Annotated in this window: 17 protein-coding genes and 1 tRNA gene; 7 read left to right on the plus strand and 11 right to left on the minus strand. The window is 54.7% G+C overall.

All coding sequences use genetic code 11. The features are described from left to right. The 4 genes from ABX962_RS13750 to ABX962_RS13765 form a co-directional block, all read right to left on the minus strand. Positions 1 to 419: hypothetical protein (locus ABX962_RS13750; protein ID WP_372720310.1), on the minus strand; the 419-nt coding region annotated here is incomplete at its 3' end. Beyond that, on the minus strand, positions 409 to 957 hold the full coding sequence (locus ABX962_RS13755; RefSeq protein WP_339945237.1) for a response regulator: 549 nt from the start codon (positions 955 to 957) through the stop codon (positions 409 to 411). The genes ABX962_RS13755 and ABX962_RS13750, both read right to left, overlap by 11 nt. 30 nt (positions 958 to 987) lie before the next feature. After that, entirely contained in the window at positions 988 to 2,208 is a 1,221-nt protein-coding gene (locus ABX962_RS13760) for a sensor histidine kinase (protein ID WP_372720312.1), read from the minus strand. Positions 2,209 to 2,251: 43 nt separating this feature from the next. Next, a complete protein-coding gene (locus tag ABX962_RS13765; RefSeq protein WP_372720314.1) occupies positions 2,252 to 2,503 on the minus strand; it encodes a hypothetical protein in 252 nt (83 codons plus the stop codon). Positions 2,504 to 2,548: 45 nt separating this feature from the next. Between ABX962_RS13765 and ABX962_RS13770 the strand changes: the two genes are divergently transcribed. Beyond that, on the plus strand, positions 2,549 to 3,913 hold the full coding sequence (locus ABX962_RS13770; protein WP_372720316.1) for a PDZ domain-containing protein: 1,365 nt from the start codon (positions 2,549 to 2,551) through the stop codon (positions 3,911 to 3,913). A 74-nt stretch (positions 3,914 to 3,987) separates the two neighbouring features. Here the strand turns inward: ABX962_RS13770 and ABX962_RS13775 are convergent, their stop codons facing one another. Both ABX962_RS13775 and ABX962_RS13780 read right to left on the minus strand, forming a co-directional pair. Continuing rightward, the gene (locus tag ABX962_RS13775; protein ID WP_372720318.1) at positions 3,988 to 4,503 is read right to left on the minus strand and encodes a response regulator; all 516 of its coding nucleotides are present in this window, start codon (positions 4,501 to 4,503) and stop codon (positions 3,988 to 3,990) included. Between the two features lie 170 nt (positions 4,504 to 4,673). Beyond that, on the minus strand, positions 4,674 to 5,393 hold the full coding sequence (locus ABX962_RS13780) for a hypothetical protein (protein ID WP_372720320.1): 720 nt from the start codon (positions 5,391 to 5,393) through the stop codon (positions 4,674 to 4,676). Between the two features lie 431 nt (positions 5,394 to 5,824). Here ABX962_RS13780 and ABX962_RS13785 point away from each other — a divergent pair. Beyond that, positions 5,825 to 5,898 (plus strand) — tRNA-Met (locus ABX962_RS13785). Between the two features lie 53 nt (positions 5,899 to 5,951). On the opposite strand, the gene ABX962_RS13790 is transcribed toward ABX962_RS13785, so the two are convergent. Continuing rightward, positions 5,952 to 6,392 (minus strand): response regulator, encoded by a 441-nt coding sequence (locus ABX962_RS13790; protein WP_372720322.1) that lies wholly within the window; start codon positions 6,390 to 6,392, stop codon positions 5,952 to 5,954. A gap of 282 nt (positions 6,393 to 6,674) precedes the next feature. On the opposite strand from ABX962_RS13790, the gene ABX962_RS13795 reads away from it, so the two are divergent. Continuing rightward, a complete protein-coding gene (locus ABX962_RS13795; RefSeq protein WP_372720339.1) occupies positions 6,675 to 7,850 on the plus strand; it encodes a hypothetical protein in 1,176 nt (391 codons plus the stop codon). A 184-nt stretch (positions 7,851 to 8,034) separates the two neighbouring features. After that, positions 8,035 to 8,508: a hypothetical protein gene (locus ABX962_RS13800; protein ID WP_372720324.1), complete on the plus strand. Its 474-nt coding sequence runs from the start codon at positions 8,035 to 8,037 to the stop codon at positions 8,506 to 8,508. Here ABX962_RS13800 and ABX962_RS13805 read toward each other — a convergent pair. From ABX962_RS13805 to ABX962_RS13820, 4 genes are all read right to left on the minus strand, one after another. Next, the gene (locus tag ABX962_RS13805; protein ID WP_372720326.1) at positions 8,485 to 8,826 is read right to left on the minus strand and encodes a translation initiation factor; all 342 of its coding nucleotides are present in this window, start codon (positions 8,824 to 8,826) and stop codon (positions 8,485 to 8,487) included. The two genes, ABX962_RS13800 and ABX962_RS13805, sit on opposite strands and share 24 nt — an antisense overlap. A 129-nt stretch (positions 8,827 to 8,955) precedes the next feature. After that, entirely contained in the window at positions 8,956 to 9,774 is an 819-nt protein-coding gene (locus ABX962_RS13810; protein WP_372720328.1) for a phosphatase PAP2 family protein, read from the minus strand. A 526-nt stretch (positions 9,775 to 10,300) separates the two neighbouring features. Continuing rightward, positions 10,301 to 11,251, minus strand: a complete 951-nt coding sequence (locus ABX962_RS13815; RefSeq protein WP_372720330.1) for a ribose-phosphate diphosphokinase — start codon at positions 11,249 to 11,251, stop codon at positions 10,301 to 10,303. A 6-nt stretch (positions 11,252 to 11,257) separates the two neighbouring features. Beyond that, on the minus strand, positions 11,258 to 12,043 hold the full coding sequence (locus tag ABX962_RS13820) for a sugar phosphate nucleotidyltransferase (protein WP_345327787.1): 786 nt from the start codon (positions 12,041 to 12,043) through the stop codon (positions 11,258 to 11,260). A gap of 244 nt (positions 12,044 to 12,287) precedes the next feature. On the opposite strand from ABX962_RS13820, the gene ABX962_RS13825 reads away from it, so the two are divergent. The 3 genes from ABX962_RS13825 to ABX962_RS13835 all read left to right on the plus strand — a co-directional run. Beyond that, positions 12,288 to 12,713 (plus strand): DUF2752 domain-containing protein, encoded by a 426-nt coding sequence (locus ABX962_RS13825; protein ID WP_372720333.1) that lies wholly within the window; start codon positions 12,288 to 12,290, stop codon positions 12,711 to 12,713. A 219-nt stretch (positions 12,714 to 12,932) separates the two neighbouring features. Further along, positions 12,933 to 13,823: a DUF58 domain-containing protein gene (locus ABX962_RS13830; RefSeq protein ID WP_372720335.1), complete on the plus strand. Its 891-nt coding sequence runs from the start codon at positions 12,933 to 12,935 to the stop codon at positions 13,821 to 13,823. After that, positions 13,820 to 14,962: BatA and WFA domain-containing protein (locus ABX962_RS13835; protein WP_372720337.1), on the plus strand; the 1,143-nt coding region annotated here is incomplete at its 3' end. The genes ABX962_RS13830 and ABX962_RS13835, both read left to right, overlap by 4 nt.

The raw sequence follows: 14,962 nt of genomic DNA on the forward strand, positions 1-14,962 counted from the left end.
GGAAAGTCTCCGGCAATGACTTCGAGATCTCCGGCGTCCTGCACGTTGAACCCTTGGGGAGCACGCAGGTACACCACCGGCGGATTCATCATCCACTGGACAAAGTGCTCGGCCAACCGTGGCGTGACACTTTCGTCGGCTTCGGGAAAGTTGCCATCGGCGATCAAGACAAAATGACTCGCTTTCATCTGGCGTGCGAACAGACGATCGCACCCGCGCTGCAGCACTCCTGCGATACGGTGACGCAAAAACGAAATCTGCTCGTCAAACGGTTGTCCGAGATACGGATCCAAATTCCCTTCGTCACTGCGTAGTAACGGAATGGGATTGCCGGACGAGTCGAAAGTCGCCGCATGCCAACAACAGGCAGCTGTATCAATCAAAACGACCAAGGGTGCAAGTTGCCGATCACTCATCATCAACCTTTGCACGTTGCAGGGATTGACGAAGGTTCGTCGTTTGAGACTTGAAACGATCGAGCGTATCGTCGTCAAGTTTGGCGTCATCGACGGCGCCCGCGACGCTGTCGGCATCATCAAAATAGTCGCTTAAACAGTGCATCAGTTCCGCCTGGGCGTCGATGGCGTCGTGCCGCAGAGCCGCTTCTTTTAGCATTTCAAGCAAATCATCGGGATCCCATGGTTTGGTGATATAGCGGTACAATTCGCCTTGGTTGATCGCATCGACAACCGCTCGCGTGTCCGCATACCCGGTAAAGATAATTCGAATGGCTTCGGGGTGAGCATTCCGCACCTTCTGCATCAATTCGGATCCTGTCATCGACGGCATTCGTTGGTCCGTCATGATCACATGCACCGGGTGCTCTTCCATGATCTGAAGAGCCTCCGTCCCGCTGGTGGCCGTATGGACGGTGAAATCACGTCGCAATAGCCCCGTCAACGAGAAAAGGACATCAGGTTCATCATCGACAATCAAAATCGAGTGCGACTTGGCCATTCGTTGTTCCGCCTGCTTCTACGTATGTCGTTAACCGGTACCTTGATTCACTCGAGGCAATTTAATTTGTACCGTCGTTCCCTGCCCTAACTCACTTTCGATTGCAATCGAACCACCGTGGTCACGGACCACCGCGTAGCTAACCGCCATACCAAGCCCCGTCCCCGTGCCAACCGGTTTGGTTGTAAAGAATGGTTCGAAGACGGAATTTTTAGTTTGAGCATCCATGCCGCATCCGTAATCTTGGACTTCGATACGGATCCAATCGGGATCGCTCGCCAAGCGAACTTTCACGACCGATCCCACCTCACTCGCTTGGATCGCATTGAGCACCACATTGTAAATCACTTGATGAATTTTATCAGGTCGGCACTGCACCGTGGCGTCCGAATCGAGTTGTGCTTGGACCTGAATCTGCTTTTCTTGGATCTGAAGATTCAGCACCTGCAGGGTCGATTCGATGGCGAGACGAAGTTCCAATTGGTCTTCGGACGCCTGATCTAACCTCGCAAAGTCACGTAAATTCATGATGATATCACGAACACGTGACAAACCTTCGGTCGATGATTGTAGCAGCTGTGGCAAATGCTCTCTCAACCACCCGATGTCACAGTCCTCCTGCAGCTGCGAAAGCTCCTCGAGCAGCGGCGGGGGCGCCCCTTGAATGAACGGACGCAATTCTTCGTACTTGTCGACCAGCTGAACGATGTCGCTGAGATCGCGACGAAGCACGGCAAGATTGTTGGTGACAAAGGCGATTGGATTATTGATTTCGTGTGCCATACCGGCGGCGAGATGACCAAGGCTGGCTAGTTTTTCGCTCTCGACCAACGCCGCCTGCGTCTCTCGCAATTGCCGGTTCTGCTCCGCCAATTCCTGTTCCAGCCGAATGATCCGCTCCCCTTCGCGAAGCCGGACTCGCAACTCTTCTTGGTCGCAGGGTTTGACGAGAAAATCATCCGCCCCCGACTCCATCGCAATGACCAAGTCCTCTTTTTCAGACTTGGAGGTCAGCAAAATCAGGTAGCAATACCCGGCATGTTTCGAGCTGCGGATGCGGCGGATCAGATCGAGACCGTCCATGTTCGGCATGATCCAGTCGGTCAACACTAGCGAAAAGGACTGCTCCTGGAACAGATTCCACGCCTGCTCGCCGTCGACGGCCTCGACGACCGTGTAATTCCATCGCCGCAGGTGATTGACCAACAGCATCCGGGACACCGAACTGTCTTCCGCAACGAGAACCTTCATGCTGAAAATGATCCAATCGACGGAACGCCGCCCACGAGCGATTCTACCAAACCCGATTCCGCCAAACCCGATTCCAATTGTTCAATGCGTCGATCGCCTCCACATTATAGTTGATCCCCGCAGCGGGCGTTGGGCTGCGTGAGAGGGAATTGCCGAGCGAAAAAGCGCGGCCAATGTGACCCTCTGCCGATCGCCGGGCTCGGAAACGGATCGTCATGGCATGCGAGTTGAAGAACGCATCCCTTGCGTTTCGGTTTCCCATCATCGGGAACGTGATTTGCACGATCAAAATCATCGTTTGTTCTCGCACACTCACTCTTCATTCACGGATTTCAAGACCATGAAAACCTACCCGAAATCAACACTCGCGTGGTTGATCGCCGGTGCAGTGACGGTGCCTCTATCGGGCGCCGCTGCAATTTCTCAAGAGACCGCCGAAACACAGAAAAACACCGCCCCAAATACCACCGCCCCCGCAGCCTCCTCTGCCTCGTCGCAAGTCGATCCGGAAGAGCATATCGACCGCGATTCCCCCGCACTTGGCGTGCTCGTCGGATCATGCCCTGGCCAAGGCGTGTGCGTCCACGACATTGTCACGGGCAGTCCCGCCGAACGGGTCGGGATCGAGCGTGGCGACTATATCCTGGCCATCAATGACAAAACCGTATCGACCCCGAAGGAGTTGAAACAAGTCATCGAGGGACTCAGCGCCGAAGATACTGTCAACGTCAGCGTGTGGCGGCGTGGTCAAAAAATGACCAAACAGGTCGCCTTGGCTGCGGAAGCAAAAACGTTGCCCAACAGTCGTCAAGCTTGGCTGGGGGTAGCTTTGGCAGACCGCGACAATGGTGAATCAGGCGTCGCAATCGAACAAGTTCACCCGAACAGCCCCGCTCAGAAGGCTGGCCTCAGTCCCGGTGATGTGGTGATCCAAATCGACAACACCAAAGTCACTTCGATCGACGAATTTGTGGAAAAGGTTCGCGACCTTGAACCGGGCGAAAAAGTCAACTTGACGGTACAGCGTGACGACGAAGAGCAACAGATTGCCGTGACGCTTGGGCAGGTCGGCAACGCCCCACTGCGATGGTTCCGCCGACCTTTCGGCGGCCCCGCAGACCAGCCATTTGGTAGCCAACCGCTGGATCTAGGCATGCCGCCACTGATGCATCAAGGTGCCCCCGATGTGATGGAAGAAATGATTGACGACATGCGAGCACAAATACGTTCGCTGCAGAAGGAGATGGACGAACTGAAGAGTCAAGTGGCCCCCCAACCCCGTGGCGACCAACCGCAGAACCGTGACCGCGACACAAAGAACAATTCCGAAGACGACTTGTCGAGCAATGATTTTAACCCTGCCGACTTTGTCCAATTGGTGGTTCAGCGGGACGGCCGAGGACATGGCCACGGTGACCACGATGGCCATGATCACGGCAATCACGGCGGTGGAAACCAAGGCAACTTCCAACGCCCCTACAACCTGCCACACCTGAGCAACGATTGGACTGGCGAACGCTATCGCTATCAAGACAATCGCAGCTATCGCTACCGAGTGCCTTATCCCCCAGTGTATCGCTATCCATCGTATTATCCGTATCGCTACTACCAATACGGAGGCCGCCCCTATTACTACGGTGGCGCCTATCCGTACGGATACCGAGGCGGGGTACAGATTGGTCCCAACTTTGGGATCTACTGGTAAGACGTTCGTCGCCAATTAGGAATGCGATTCGGTTTCAAGCCGAGCATGTCTCGGCGGAAGGAAACCAATGGCGACTACAGCGGTTTCTTGAGCGTCAGCGGAATATATCGACTGACGACTTGCCGCATTTGATCACATGCGATCGGCTTGGCTACAAATTCGTCTGCGGCGGGCTGCATTCGCTGACACCGGATATCATGCCCATCGGAATCGATGGAGGCGACGATCACGGGAATCGACCGCAAGACGGTGTTATCTTGCAACCACTGGACAAGATTCTGACCATCGCCGTACAGCGTGTGAGTGTCGCTGATGATCAGGTCCGGTTTCTCAGTGACGATCCGCCAGCACGCCTGTTTGCCATTAAAGGCGGCTAGAAAATCGACATCGAAGGGACGAAAGACACGTCGTTGCGACTCGACAAAATTCACATCGCAATCGACCACCATCAAACGCGGCGTTTTCGTTTTATCCGGATCTGCCGTTGCCAACGGAACCGGACTCAAAACAGCAAAAGATTGCCCCATCAAACCGAACCCCATATTGCGAGAAAGTACCGACACAGCATTCGCCACGTCAGCTGGATCCACCGCTCCGAAATCGATTCGATCCTGCCGTTAGGAAACGCAAACGATTCGATCTCGGACCATTGCAAACATAGGTCACACATCGTGTGGGGGGAGCGAAATCGCCAGAATCATGGCGAAATCGATGCGGAAAATTCAAACTCACCCCACCCCAACCCGGTCCTTTTAGATCATCACGGCCAATAGTGGCAACTCGCTGCGGCAAAAACGACGACGGCAACAAACACCAAGGCTGCGGCCCAATGACGACGCTTGCCTGAGTTCTTCGAACGGGGAAAAGGACTCGAATCGGCTTCCGCCGGCTGTGGTTCGCCGCAGTCCGAGAATGCCTCGCACTGCTCATACCCAAACCGTCTTAGGTCGGATCTCAGCTCTTCGGCCGAAGCATAACGCTGCGTCTCATCTCGAGAAACCAATCGTCTAAATATGGGATTTACCACCCCCAAATCGACGGATTCGATCGCGGCCGGCGAACATCGGAGCGAATTTTCCAGAACATTTTGTCCGGGAACCCACGTCCCCCCAGCCGCCTTGGCATCACCTGCGGATTGGCAGGTCCCCGGGATGGCATCGCATCCCGTCAGCATGAAATGGAGCGTCCAACCTAATCCGCAGAAGTCGTCTGCGATATCGACGTCCCGATGGGGGCCAAGCGACGCCAATTCAGCTCCGCCGATCTTGGCGAATCCGTCGTCGGTCAGAACGATGCTTGACGGCCCAATCGCCCCATGGGCCTTACCGCCGCGGTGCAATCGGCCCAACTCGACCGCGATCTGATCGACAACGATCATCGCATCCGCGATAGCCAAGGTGCCGGCGTTCGCGATGCAATCACGCAAATTTTCTTGCCCCGCGTCGTTCGTCGAAACGGGCGGTGGACGATCATTATTCATGCGTGATTCCTTCATTGAACCAGATCAAGGGCAAGCAAAGCCATTCTATTTGTCATCGTGTGACCACGCCGATGTAACCTCAAATTCGCGTAACCCGCTCGCGAGAAATCGCTGAAAAATCAGATCTCTGCGATCATGAAGCCATCTCTATCTTGATTTCTACGGTGGGGAAAAGCGAGTCATCCTCCGGAGATCCCTATTTCCTGGCAAACCTGCCCTTTTCGAGGACGCCTCATCGCACTATAAAACTGCAAATCGGAAGTGAATGTTTCCGGAAATTTTGGTGAGCAAGCAAGGATCTGTCGCGAACTAAACCCTTTAGTCCGCATCACCCAAACTGGGGTGAAACAGCGCGATCCTAAATGCGAAAAAAGGTGTCACTACATCGGCTTTTTCAACCGAAGCAAATCCGGTACACTTTTCACCCACACGGCGATGTAGCTCAGTCGGTTAGAGCGGAGTCTTCATAAGGCTTAGGTCAGCGGTTCGAGTCCGCTCATCGCTATTTTTCTTGTTTTGCCCCCCCCCCTCGCGTTCGCGACCTCTGTTGGGGCGAAATTATTTTGCCCGTTCCCGGCGTGAACGAGCAACCAAATCGCGGACCGTTTTCCCCAGTTCGGAAACGGAAATTGGTTTGGTCATAAACTCGTCCGCTCCGGCCGCCATCGCGGCAGCCAATTCGGAATCGTTCCCGCTCATAATGGCGACAGGCACATCGCTGTTGGGCCCATCGAGTTTGCGAATTCTTCCAAGCGCATCGATACCGCTGATCCCTGGCATTTGCACGTCCATTAAGACAAAACGAAACGGCGTGTGTTGCAACATTTCGATCGCCTGTTCCCCGCCCGCCGCAGACTTTGCCGGGAACCCGATGATCTCCAACGCATGCAGAAGCGACTGCTGGACAAGCACATTGTCTTCGACCAGCAAACCGGGTTCCGCCGCATAAGCATCCACCGACGTAACGGTGGACTGCTCACATGAAGATCGAGACGTCATAACTTGGAAGCTCCATTCGCCTAAAAACTGCAGGTCAATTACCGCGAGAGGGTACACCACTACGCCCCCGGTTCACCCTCCGAACAATTTTTGCGATTGGGCAAACTGTGCCGTATCGCACTTTAAAGTCTAGCAGACGCGATCGTGTCACGTGGTCGCATCGTGAGACTTCTTGAATCAGCAGCAAACTCTTTGCCGGCAGCGGTCGATAAGTGGTGGACACAACCTGTCCGTTTGCCCTCGATCGACGAGGGACGCCCTCAATTGATAATGGGAACGTTTATGCCATTCCTCGGCGGCAGCCTTGCATTCGAGAGATTCAGTGTCAGTGGTTTTGAAGTCGCAGAATTTGGCGACGAGCAAATCGAACTTCTTGCCCAAAACGTTGCTGGCAATAACCAAACCGCATCCGCAGAGAATGTTCATATCGGTTTTCTCGGCGGTGCCCACCTGTTTGACCAAGAGTTTGACGTTAGCAAGAACGTGCTCGACCAAGCTGTCCATTTCAGCGTCCGCATTGATACCAACCAAATTCCCTCGGCCATCCGCAAAGCTTGGCTGCAGATGGAATTATTGGCATTGGCGAAAGATAGTCCAAGCGGTGTGGTGTCCAAAGCGGGCCGAAAAGAAGCCAAAGAAGCGGTCGAACAGCGTTGCGAAGTCGAGGCGGCATCGGGCAAGTATCGCAAAATGCAACAATTTCCGCTGCTGTGGGATCACACCCGAGAAACGCTCTATTTTGGTGGTTCCGCCGGGACCGCCAGCGGCAACTGCGCCGATTTGCTCGAACGCGTCTTTAACGTCGAACTGCGACATATTAGTTCCGGTTCGATCGCGCAGGCGTGGGCGATCGAAAACGACCTGTATGCCGAAGTCGACGACCTCGTGCCAGCAAACTTTGTCCCAGCGGTCCCTCATGGCGACCTCGCCTGGACAAACCAACACTCCAAAGCCCCCGACTTTCTCGGCAACGAATTTTTGTTGTGGTTGTGGTGGACGCTTGAAAACGATTGCGACACATTCACGCTGCCCGATAATTCGGAAGTTACCGTGATGTTGACCAAGACACTCTCGTTGGAGTGCCCACTAGGCGAATCGGGAAAAGAGACGATCTCGCACGAGAGTCCAATCAAACTGCCCGAAGCGATGCACGCGATTCGATCGGGAAAATTGCCTCGGAAATCGGGCATGACCGTGATTCGCGATGGTCAACAATTCGACCTCGTTTTGCAAGCCGAGACGTTTGGCATCAGCGGGGCGAAAATTCACGTCGACGAGGATGCCGACTTCGAAGTGGACGAGCGGATTGATGCCATCCGAACGCTCAGCGAAACGATCGACTTGATGTTCCATACGTTCTGCGCCCGACGTGTCAGCGACGCATGGAACAAAGACCTAAAAGGCATCATCCACTGGCTCGAGAACGCCGGGACGAAGGCAGAACGCTCGGCCGCATAAGCGATCCGGATCCAATTCGCGGATACCGCTGGGACCAAATCCCGAGCGGAAACGAGAAGCCCCTTCCGCCCGGGATTGCCCCGGCGGACGAAACAAGTGGCAGCGAGAACTGCTAAACTAAAAGCGTTCTCAAGCGAATGCTGCTGGGGCTCCGCTGCAGCCACGAAACAAGTGATAGCGACCCGTGACTGAATCGCCGAATCCATACCAGCCTCCGCCATCGGTCGACGAAGCTCCGCTGTCGTGGTGGCAGCGGATTCGCAAGCTGTTTCAGCCCGGTACGGAGCCGCGTTACGAAGTCGGCTACGATGCGAGTCTGCTCGAGTTCCTGCGTGGTCGGTGCCTCTTTTTTGAAGGCATCGTCTTTTTTGTCGACCGAGAAGACCGCACGCTTTTGCATGCCGCGATCGCACTGCGCGCCGACGAACCCGATCTAGTTGACCGCAGCTGCGACGAAGCGATCCGAGTTTTCGAGATCTTTTGCCGACACTATCCCGATATCGAAAAAGGGGTCGCAGGACGTCAGTTGTGCGTTCGCTTTTTGCGTCTGTACACCGATTTTGACGACGAAATCCGCGAACGAAACATCATCGGTACAATTCCGCTGGCCCGTACAACGCAGGAAGTCCACGATTCAGCGGACCCGGTAGCCGATTGACTTGAGTTTCTCTTGCACGCGGGCGAGATGATCACCTTGGATCTCGATCTGATTCTCTTGCAGCGATCCGCCCGCACCGATTGCCGATTTCAGAACGGACAACAATTTTGATAGATCGGTTTCCTCGGGATCCAAGTCCTTGACGATCGTCATCACGCGTTTGTTTTTACGTCGCTCGGTGAACACCTTTGCCGTCTGTTTTTCCGCCGGCAGATACTCATGAGCAGGTGGTGGGCACTTGCACGCCTCTTCGAGTTCACCACAACGATCACACGTGGGCGGGATATCAAATGGAGTGCCTGCGAATAGTCGTGTCATCGTTACAAGAAAAGTATTGCTTGGGACTGAGGAGGGGGGGAGTATGGTCTTTCCCGGTGCCTGAGGAGAGTGTCCGTCCTAGAAAACTTTCGATTTCTCGAGGCCGCGGAAGCCATCCGCTACGCGACGCTAGGCCGCGATTCGGTCTTCGCCGCTTTCAGCCTCATCGACTCGAGTCGCTTCGTCAATGCGGGGCAACTTTTCTTCGAACAACGGTCGTTTCGGCCGTCGTTCCGATTCCATTCGATCAAACAGACTGCCGAGCAATTTTGGGTGAAAGCAAACGTAGCCCCAAATCAAACCAAACGCGGCTCCGCCAAACACGTCACTGATGAAGTGGGCTCCGGAGTACATTCGCTGCAGCATGGTGCCAAGCAGCATCATTGCAAACACCCACCGGCCTCGCGGTAGGACCGCTGCAAGCCCGATCGCGAACGCGGCTGCGACTGCCATATTCGAACTGGGAAATGCTCGTGTGCCTGCATCAAACGTCGCGACTTGATCCAACGACCAATCGAACACCCAGTGCCAGGCTTTGTCATAGGTCGCGATGTCGAGATTGATACGGCTGGGACGTTCTCGCAAGACAAACATTTTTGCGATTGTCGACACCGCTCCGGCGCCCATCGCAAGCACGGCAAGCCGCGGGACATAGCGGCGGCGACGCGGTGCCATCAGCAAAATACAAAGTAGGATCAAAAAGACGCCGGTTGCATGCGAAAAATAGCCAGTCAGTTCAAAGACACTGGCAATCTCTTTCGAGGGCCGATTGATCGCCAACCAACGGCCGACGGGAACATCAATCAACGTCAACATGGGAACGATCAACAACGAGATGCCCGACATCCACATCAAACTGGTGGTGCGGAACGGAGCGAGCTCGTCTGCGTCGGCGCCACCAAACATCGACAACTTGGATCGAGATTTCGCGTAGTCACGATGGGACATAAGTACCACTTTCGATGTGAAACATGATCCGTGCAACACGAGGGGGGGCTCTCGCTACGCCGGAAAGAACATCAAGAGGGACCGTAGCTAATTTCGCTCGGCTCGCGAAAGAGCAGCCGCGTGAGAATTCTTGGCGAACCAGGGCAGATAGCAAAGCGTTTTACGGTGTTTTCTTCACAGAACGCTAACCAAGGACTGCAAAACGAAGGTGTTTTTTCGAGTCGTCGCAATTGCTTGCGCCAACGCCCAAAAAAATTTCCGTCCGCTCGGAAAACCTCGTTCCCCAGCTCTACGCGACGGTGTGAACGATTTCGAGGCTTGAAAAATAGTGCATTTGCGTTTCGTAGCTACGTTCGCCAAAGTGTGGATGGTTAGCATGCAAATGCGAATCACCTCTTTCTGGCGAAGGCAGCTACCAGAAAACCGTTCACGCCGCTGGGCTCTGCCTTGGAACGCACTGCTGCCGAGGCTTCACGTCGACCGCCCGCATTTAGCAGCTGGCAGCTGGACTTAAAACGCGACACCTCTAGCGTTCGCGGAATAGTTCGCTGATCGATTGATCGTGGTGAATCCGTTTGATGGCTTCGGCCAACAGCGGGGCGACGCTCAATTGAACCATATTGGGCAATTGCTTTTCTGCTGGCAGCGGGATCGAATCGGTCACGATAATCGAATCGATCGGAGCTTCGCGAAGCCGCTCGATCGCCGGCCCACACAAAATGCCGTGCGTACAAGCAATATGGATTTCTTTGGCGCCGGCTTGGTGAACCAAGCGGGCGGCACCGCAGATCGACCCTGCAGTGCTGATCATGTCGTCGAACAACAAGGCCACTTTGCCTTCGACCGGGCCACCGATGATCGTACTTTGGCGAACCTCGGTCGCACTGGTCCGTCGCTTGTCGACGATCGCCAGCGATCCGCCGAGTCGTTTGCCGTGTCCGACCGCACGTTTGATGCTGCCCTCATCGGGGCTGACCACGACGATCTCTTCGTCTTTCAACCCGCGAGCGAGAAAGTGGTCGTTCAAAACCGGAGCGGCATACAAGTGATCGACCGGCACGTCAAAGAAACCTTGGATCTGAGCCGCATGCAAATCCATCGTCAGCACACGATCCGCGCCGGCACGCGCGATCACGTTGGCGACCAATTTTGCGGTGATCGGCACTCGGCCTTCGTCTTTGCGGTCTTGCCGAGCGTAGCCAAAATAGGGGATCACGGCGGTGATCCGTTCGGCGCTGGCTCGTTTACAGCAATCGATCATCACCAACAACTCGAACAAGTTGTCGTTGACCGGTGGCGACGTCGGTTGAACGAGAAACACGTCACGACCGCGGACGTCTTCGTCAAGTTTGCAGTAGTTTTCGCCGTCTGGAAATTTGCCCAGCGTGATTTTCGCCGGTTCAAGATGCAGATGCTTGCAGATCTTGGTGGTGAGATCGAGATTGGCTCGGCCGCTGAAGATTTTCAATTCACGCATGTCAGCTTATGCATACCCCATCGATCGCATCGTTTCGTCGACTAGTTTCAACTCATCTGTATTATTGATCGAAAGCGATTCGCAAGGCTTCAGCACTGCGATCGCTTCGACAGGCCGCCCGGCTTCGCGAAGCAACTTGGCGGTATCGGTTAGATAATACTCCCCCTGAGCGTTGTCATTACTTAATTTTGACAATGCGTCCAACAAGTCCGGAGTGTTGAACAGGTAAGTACTCATGTTGACTTCGGTGATCTTACGCTGTTCTTCGCTGGCGTCTTTATGTTCAACGATCCCGATGAACTCGCCTGCGGCGTCACGCACGATCCGTCCCAAACCTTCGGGATTTTCTTTTTCGAGCGTTCCGAGCAACAAGGCGGGCTTGGTTTCGCGGAAATGATCGAGGCATTTTTTTAAGCTGGTCGATTGAATCAGCGGCGAATCGCCTGCAACGACAATCGTCGGCCCCGTCTGCTTTTCGAGTGCGGGGCGACAGATTTGGACCGCGTGACCGGTGCCGAGCTGTTCGTTTTGATAGGCAAATTCGATGTTGCCACCGCGGCTGGAAAGCTCTTTTTTGACCGCGTCCGCCTCGTAACCAACGACGATGATTTGTCGCTTGATGCCCGCGTTTTCCAATGCGTCCAGCACAAAGTGGATCATCGCGCGGTCGACCACCGGACAGAGCACTTTGGGCAGGTCACTCTTCATTCGAGTTCCCTTGCCCGCGGCTAACACGATGGCACAGGGCTCATCAAAAGCGTCGTTCGCGTGAGCGTTTGTCGATTCAGACATGGGTAAATAGGAGTTTTTAGATGGGTTTGAAGGAGATTTCGATAGCTGAAGCTACTGCCCCACCGCGGGGTCGCGAAAACGCAAAATACCGTTTCCGACCCGCCGCCGGCACACATGGTCGCAAGTCGTCGCGAATCAAACAAGCCGGTTGAGAAATGTTCGTGGTCGATCCCTCGTCACCATGTCCAATGGACGGCCACACCACCGCGGTTTTCTAGAAATTTCTGGTAAACTGAGGGCCGAAATGAACGAACATCAAAAATCCAAGCCGTTATTGCTAATCGCGATCGTCGCGACGCTAGTAGTCGGTGCCGCCACCGGAATCGTTTTGCTGCAAATGATCCAGCCCGAAAATCGTTCCTGGTTCCCCAAGTGCCAATTTTACCAGGCCACGGGGATTCATTGCCCGGGCTGCGGTGCAACGCGAGCGGTATTGGCACTGCTGCATGGCGACGTGCTGCTATCGCTGCGGAACAATGCGTTACTAATTCTCGGCGGTCCCCTGCTGGTGATTTACATTGTCCGACAAAACCGACGTCCGAATTTCGATCCTCGAAGCACCCTGCGGGTCGTGTTAATCATGGTGGCCGTGTTTCTCCTCTTTTTCGTCGCCAGAAATATCCCCTCCCCCCAAAGTAGCCCGTTTGCGCCGGTGCCAGTGGCAGAATAAGTCGTCCAGATGCCATCTACTTTGGGTAACGGTGCGGCGCGAGGCCCGCCCAGTTGCGGCGGGGCAAACGTTCGATTTTGACCGGGCGGTTTGCGCCACTCCGCTAAAAATGCGAACCCGCCTAGTGCCAAAGTAGATGGCAGTCGGTCACCGCCCCCAGACCACTTCGTGTATAAAGAGGAACACAAAATCGCTCTCCACCGCTCACGATGAACTTTCATGCCAGCGACTGCAACGGATCCACTGCTAAGCCCTGAATTGCTCGGGCGACTCGAACGTTTGGAACTTGTCTCACGCAAGGTCTTTCGTGGACGGATGAAAGGCGAACGCCGCAGCCGACGCAAAGGGGAAAGCGTCGAGTTCGCCGATTTTCGTCACTACGTCGCCGGGGACGATTTGCGACTGATCGATTGGAACCTGTACGCACGTCTGGACCAGTTGTTTTTGAAGTTGTTTCTTGAAGAAGAAGACCTGCATTTCTTTTCGTTGATTGACGCCAGCGAATCGATGAACTTTGGCGATCCCACCAAACTTCGCGTCGCGAAACAGATGGCAGCAGCACTCGGTTATGTCGGGCTGTGCCGGGCCGACCGCGTTAGTGTGTCGGTGCTTGGCCCCGAAGGCCGGCGGGCTCCGGTGCTTCGCGGCCGAGCCAGTTTATGGAAAATGCTGGCGTATCTCGATTCAGTGCAAAGTGGTCACAATGTTTCACTACACGATGGTGTGAAAGAGTTTGCCTTGCGGGCGACCGGCACCGGGGTCGCGGTGCTGCTAACGGATTTGATGGACAAGGAGGGTTACGAATCGGCGCTGCGAATGTTGATCGGACGACGGATGGATGTGTTTGTGATGCACATCTTGTCGCCCGAAGAAATCGATCCACCGCTGCGAGGCGACCGCAAATTGATCGATGTCGAAGACCGTGACGAAGCCGAGATCACGATCAACGCGCATGTACTGAACAAATACAAAGAGACCGTTCAAGCGTTTATGAATTCCGCAAAACACTTTTGTTCTAAGCGATCGATCATTTACATTCCCGTTCGCACCGACACGTCGGTCGAAACGATTGTGACTCGCTATCTGCGTGAGCGTGGGGTGGTGCGATGAGTTGGATTTCAACGCTAACGCCGCTGCACTGGGCACTGTTTTCGCTGATCCCAATCGGCATCATCCTGCTGTATTTCTTGAAACTCCGGCGGGAACCAGTCGAGGTTCCGAGCACGTTTTTGTGGAAGAAGACGATCGAGGACCTGCACGTCAACAGTTTGCTGCAACGACTTCGCCGCAGCATTTTGCTGTTTTTACAATTGCTGATCGTCGCCCTTGCGGCATTTGCGATGTTGCGTCCGGGCGTTCGCGGCGAGACATCGAGCCAGGGCCGGTTGGTGTTTTTGATCGATACGTCGGCCAGCATGCAGACGACCGATGTGGGTGATGACGCCAATCGTTTTGAAAAAGCAAAACGATTGGTGGCCGAGCGGATCGAGGCGATGTCCGACAGCGAAACGGCAATGTTGGTCTCATTCAGTGATCGCGCCGAGGTTTTGCAATCGTTCACGTCGGATCGCAACCGATTACGTGACGCGCTTTCGCGTGCCGAGGTGACCAACCGGCCGACCGATGTGCTCGGCGCACTCAAGGCGGCCGACGGACTGGCGAACCCGCGACGAACCAGCGAAGCAGGCGACGTGAACGATGTGCAAGTTGCCGATGCGATGCCTGCCGATTTGCTGCTGTACAGCGACGGAGGCTTCCAAACGGTAACCGAGTTTGACCTTGGAAATTTAACGCCTACCTATATTCCAATCGGCTCGGGCGACGTGACCAATTTGGCTATCACCGCGTTTTCTGCCGAACGAAATATCGAAAAACCCGAGCAAGTGCAGATCTTTGCCACCGTTTTGAATCTGGGCACGGGACAAGCATCGGCAACCGCGACGTTAACCCTGGACGACGAACTGCTAGACGCATCGAGTGTCGATTTGCCGGTCGGCGAACAAGCGGGGTTGTCGTTTTCGATCGAAAGCGAAGAAGCAATCTCGTTGAAACTTGCGTTGGACATCAAAGACGACCTGGCGATTGACAACGTCGCTTATGCAGCCCTAACGCCGATGCGAAACGTTTCGGTGTTGGTCGTCACGCCGGGGAACACGCCTCTCGAAATGGCACTGTCGACATCGAAGGCGGGAAAAATTTGCCAGTCCGAATTTGTGCCGCCCGAATTTATGTCCACGGATTCCTACAAA

It is taken from the genome of Novipirellula sp., assembly GCF_041583735.1.
Taxonomy (GTDB): domain Bacteria; phylum Planctomycetota; class Planctomycetia; order Pirellulales; family Pirellulaceae; genus Novipirellula.

Bases quoted from the DNA above. Each gene is read 5' to 3' on its own strand.
- ABX962_RS13755 (WP_339945237.1), bottom strand. From the start codon at position 957: ATGGCCAAGTCGCACTCGATTTTGATTGTCGATGATGAACCTGATGTC.
- ABX962_RS13760 (WP_372720312.1), bottom strand. From the start codon at position 2,208: ATGAAGGTTCTCGTTGCGGAAGACAGTTCGGTGTCCCGGATGCTGTTG.
- ABX962_RS13765 (WP_372720314.1), bottom strand. From the start codon at position 2,503: ATGATTTTGATCGTGCAAATCACGTTCCCGATGATGGGAAACCGAAAC.
- ABX962_RS13770 (WP_372720316.1), top strand. From the start codon at position 2,549: ATGAAAACCTACCCGAAATCAACACTCGCGTGGTTGATCGCCGGTGCA.
- ABX962_RS13780 (WP_372720320.1), bottom strand. From the start codon at position 5,393: ATGAATAATGATCGTCCACCGCCCGTTTCGACGAACGACGCGGGGCAA.
- ABX962_RS13790 (WP_372720322.1), bottom strand. From the start codon at position 6,392: ATGACGTCTCGATCTTCATGTGAGCAGTCCACCGTTACGTCGGTGGAT.
- ABX962_RS13795 (WP_372720339.1), top strand. From the start codon at position 6,675: ATGCCATTCCTCGGCGGCAGCCTTGCATTCGAGAGATTCAGTGTCAGT.
- ABX962_RS13805 (WP_372720326.1), bottom strand. From the start codon at position 8,826: ATGACACGACTATTCGCAGGCACTCCATTTGATATCCCGCCCACGTGT.
- ABX962_RS13810 (WP_372720328.1), bottom strand. From the start codon at position 9,774: ATGTCCCATCGTGACTACGCGAAATCTCGATCCAAGTTGTCGATGTTT.
- ABX962_RS13815 (WP_372720330.1), bottom strand. From the start codon at position 11,251: ATGCGTGAATTGAAAATCTTCAGCGGCCGAGCCAATCTCGATCTCACC.
- ABX962_RS13820 (WP_345327787.1), bottom strand. From the start codon at position 12,043: ATGTCTGAATCGACAAACGCTCACGCGAACGACGCTTTTGATGAGCCC.
- ABX962_RS13825 (WP_372720333.1), top strand. From the start codon at position 12,288: ATGAACGAACATCAAAAATCCAAGCCGTTATTGCTAATCGCGATCGTC.
- ABX962_RS13830 (WP_372720335.1), top strand. From the start codon at position 12,933: ATGCCAGCGACTGCAACGGATCCACTGCTAAGCCCTGAATTGCTCGGG.